Origin of the sequence: Cognatilysobacter bugurensis, assembly GCF_014652095.1 — a bacterium.
Classification (GTDB): Bacteria; Pseudomonadota; Gammaproteobacteria; order Xanthomonadales; family Xanthomonadaceae; genus Cognatilysobacter; species Cognatilysobacter bugurensis.
This window is the reverse complement of record NZ_BMYD01000011.1, coordinates 1-3,462: the sequence shown is the minus strand read 5'-3', so window position 1 is coordinate 3,462 and position 3,462 is coordinate 1. Positions and strand designations below refer to the sequence as shown.

General features: G+C 55.1%; 2 tRNA genes and 2 rRNA genes. All 4 read left to right on the top strand.

Features of this window, described 5'->3' with window-relative positions:
* Positions 1-438: 438 nt before the first annotated feature.
* A 16S ribosomal RNA gene (locus IE075_RS15470) occupies positions 439-1,977 on the top strand.
* 109 nt (positions 1,978-2,086) lie between these two features.
* A tRNA-Ala gene (locus tag IE075_RS15465) sits at positions 2,087-2,162 on the top strand.
* Positions 2,163-2,180: 18 nt separating this feature from the next.
* A tRNA-Ile gene (locus IE075_RS15460) sits at positions 2,181-2,257 on the top strand.
* A gap of 219 nt (positions 2,258-2,476) precedes the next feature.
* Positions 2,477-3,462 (top strand): 23S ribosomal RNA (locus tag IE075_RS15455); the annotation flags it as partial.

The window sequence follows — 3,462 nt, the reverse complement described above, 5'->3', positions numbered from 1 at the left end:
GGTAAGGGGGGGCGCAGTTGAGGCAGGTTCACCGGGTGGTTAACGGAGGGGCTTGCAAGGCGGCTGCAACATCCGCATAATGTGCGGCTCGCTGACGAGAAAGCCTACGGGTCGAAACGCAGCGAGGCGGTGAAGAAAAAGATCTTCACCGGGTGTTGACGGCAACGAAAGTTGCTGTAAGATATGCGGCTCGGTTGGACGCTTCGAACGAAGGGTTCAACGGGTTAGAAGGGTGAGGCGCTGAGGCCGATCCCGATCGATCTTTGACAGTGTGCGCAGGTGACTTGTGCGGGCGTCTGGCGTGTGGACGGTGTCCATATAGCAGATGCTTCGTACAAAGCAACAAAGATTCAAATGCAGAAATGCAAGCGAGTAATTTGGTGCCTTGAACGGGCTCTGCACTCGAAGTATTGATGGTCTTCGGACCGTCTGTAATTTTAAGTGAAGAGTTTGATCCTGGCTCAGAGTGAACGCTGGCGGCAGGCCTAACACATGCAAGTCGAGCGGCAGCGGGTCCTTCGGGATGCCGGCGAGCGGCGGACGGGTGAGGATAGCGTCGGAATCTGCCTTTTTGTGGGGGATAACGTAGGGAAACTTACGCTAATACCGCATACGACCTACGGGTGAAAGTGGGGGACCGCAAGGCCTCACGCAGAAAGATGAGCCGACGTCGGATTAGCTAGTTGGCGGGGTAAAGGCCCACCAAGGCGACGATCCGTAGCTGGTCTGAGAGGATGATCAGCCACACTGGAACTGAGACACGGTCCAGACTCCTACGGGAGGCAGCAGTGGGGAATATTGGACAATGGGCGCAAGCCTGATCCAGCCATGCCGCGTGTGTGAAGAAGGCCTTCGGGTTGTAAAGCACTTTTGTCCGGAAAGAAATCCTGTCGGCTAATAACCGGCGGGGATGACGGTACCGGAAGAATAAGCACCGGCTAACTTCGTGCCAGCAGCCGCGGTAATACGAAGGGTGCAAGCGTTACTCGGAATTACTGGGCGTAAAGCGTGCGTAGGTGGTTTGTTAAGTCTGATGTGAAAGCCCTGGGCTCAACCTGGGAACTGCATTGGATACTGGCTTACTAGAGTGCGGTAGAGGGTAGCGGAATTCCCGGTGTAGCAGTGAAATGCGTAGATATCGGGAGGAACATCCGTGGCGAAGGCGGCTACCTGGACCAGCACTGACACTGAGGCACGAAAGCGTGGGGAGCAAACAGGATTAGATACCCTGGTAGTCCACGCCCTAAACGATGCGAACTGGATGTTGGGAGCAATTAGGCTCTCAGTATCGAAGCTAACGCGTTAAGTTCGCCGCCTGGGAAGTACGGTCGCAAGACTGAAACTCAAAGGAATTGACGGGGGCCCGCACAAGCGGTGGAGTATGTGGTTTAATTCGATGCAACGCGAAGAACCTTACCTGGCCTTGACATGTCCGGAACCCTTGAGAGATCGAGGGGTGCCTTCGGGAACCGGAACACAGGTGCTGCATGGCTGTCGTCAGCTCGTGTCGTGAGATGTTGGGTTAAGTCCCGCAACGAGCGCAACCCTTGTCCTTAGTTGCCAGCACGTAATGGTGGGAACTCTAAGGAGACCGCCGGTGACAAACCGGAGGAAGGTGGGGATGACGTCAAGTCATCATGGCCCTTACGGCCAGGGCTACACACGTACTACAATGGTGGGGACAGAGGGCTGCAAACCGGCGACGGTGAGCCAATCCCAGAAACCCCATCTCAGTCCGGATTGGAGTCTGCAACTCGACTCCATGAAGTCGGAATCGCTAGTAATCGCAGATCAGCATTGCTGCGGTGAATACGTTCCCGGGCCTTGTACACACCGCCCGTCACACCATGGGAGTTTGTTGCACCAGAAGCAGGTAGCTTAACCTTCGGGAGGGCGCTTGCCACGGTGTGGCCGATGACTGGGGTGAAGTCGTAACAAGGTAGCCGTATCGGAAGGTGCGGCTGGATCACCTCCTTTAGAGACTAGGCGCCTAGATGCGCCGGACGTCCGCACAAGTGACCTGCATTCAGAGTTCCCGGTGAGAGATCACCAAGGGGAGCGTCCCTGGTTTTAGGTAAAAACCGTTGGGGCTTTAGCTCAGCTGGGAGAGCACCTGCTTTGCAAGCAGGGGGTCGTCGGTTCGATCCCGACAAGCTCCACCATCTGAGGCAAGAGACTTCGGGTCTGTAGCTCAGGTGGTTAGAGCGCACCCCTGATAAGGGTGAGGCCGGTGGTTCGAGTCCTCCCAGACCCACCACGTTTCCAGGTAACTCTGAACTGCGCACACATAAAGATTGGTAGCGGACAGGCACTGTGGCCTGCTTCGTGTTCCTTGAAAATTGGGATGTAGCGAGCGTTTTGAGACGAATGTCCAGACGTGTCGTAGAGGCTAAGGCGGGGGACTTGATCCCCTAAATTTGAAGTTGTTGTTGACTGTTCGCGTCGACAATAGCCCTGAGGCGACTTGGGGTTATATGGTCAAGCGAATAAGCGCACACGGTGGATGCCTTGGCGGTCAGAGGCGATGAAGGACGTGACAGCCTGCGAAAAGCACGGGGGAGCTGGCAATAAGCTTTGATCCCGTGATGTCCGAATGGGGAAACCCACCTCGTAAGAGGTATCGTGCAGTGAATACATAGCTGCTCGAAGCGAACCCGGAGAACTGAAATATCTAAGTACCCGGAGGAAAAGAAATCAACCGAGATTCCCTAAGTAGTGACGAGCGAACGGGGACCAGCCCTTAAGTTGATTGAGTTTTAGCAAAACGAGTTGGAAAGCTCGGCCATAGACGGTGACAGCCCGGTATGCGAAAGAACTCTTTCAATGAAATCGAGTAAGGCGGGGCACGAGAAACCCTGTCTGAACATGGGGGGACCATCCTCCAAGGCTAAATACTCCTGACCGACCGATAGTGAACCAGTACCGTGAGGGAAAGGCGAAAAGAACCCTGGTGAAGGGAGTGAAATAGACCCTGAAACCGTGTGCGTACAAGCAGTAGGAGCTCCGCAAGGAGTGACTGCGTACCTTTTGTATAATGGGTCAGCGACTTACTGTTCGTGGCGAGCTTAACCGTATAGGGGAGGCGAAGGGAAACCGAGTCTGATAAGGGCGCATAGTCGCGGGCAGTAGACCCGAAACCGGGTGATCTAGTCATGCCCAGGGTGAAGGTCGGGTAACACCGACTGGAGGCCCGAACCCACTCCCGTTGCAAAGGTAGGGGATGAGGTGTGATTAGGAGTGAAAAGCTAATCGAACCCGGAGATAGCTGGTTCTCCTCGAAAGCTATTTAGGTAGCGCCTCGTATGTATCCTCTCGGGGGTAGAGCACTGTTATGGCTAGGGGGTCATTGCGACTTACCAAACCATGGCAAACTCCGAATACCGAGACGGACTGTACGGGAGACACACGGCGGGTGCTAACGTCCGTCGTGAAAAGGGAAACAACCCAGACCCACAGCTAAGG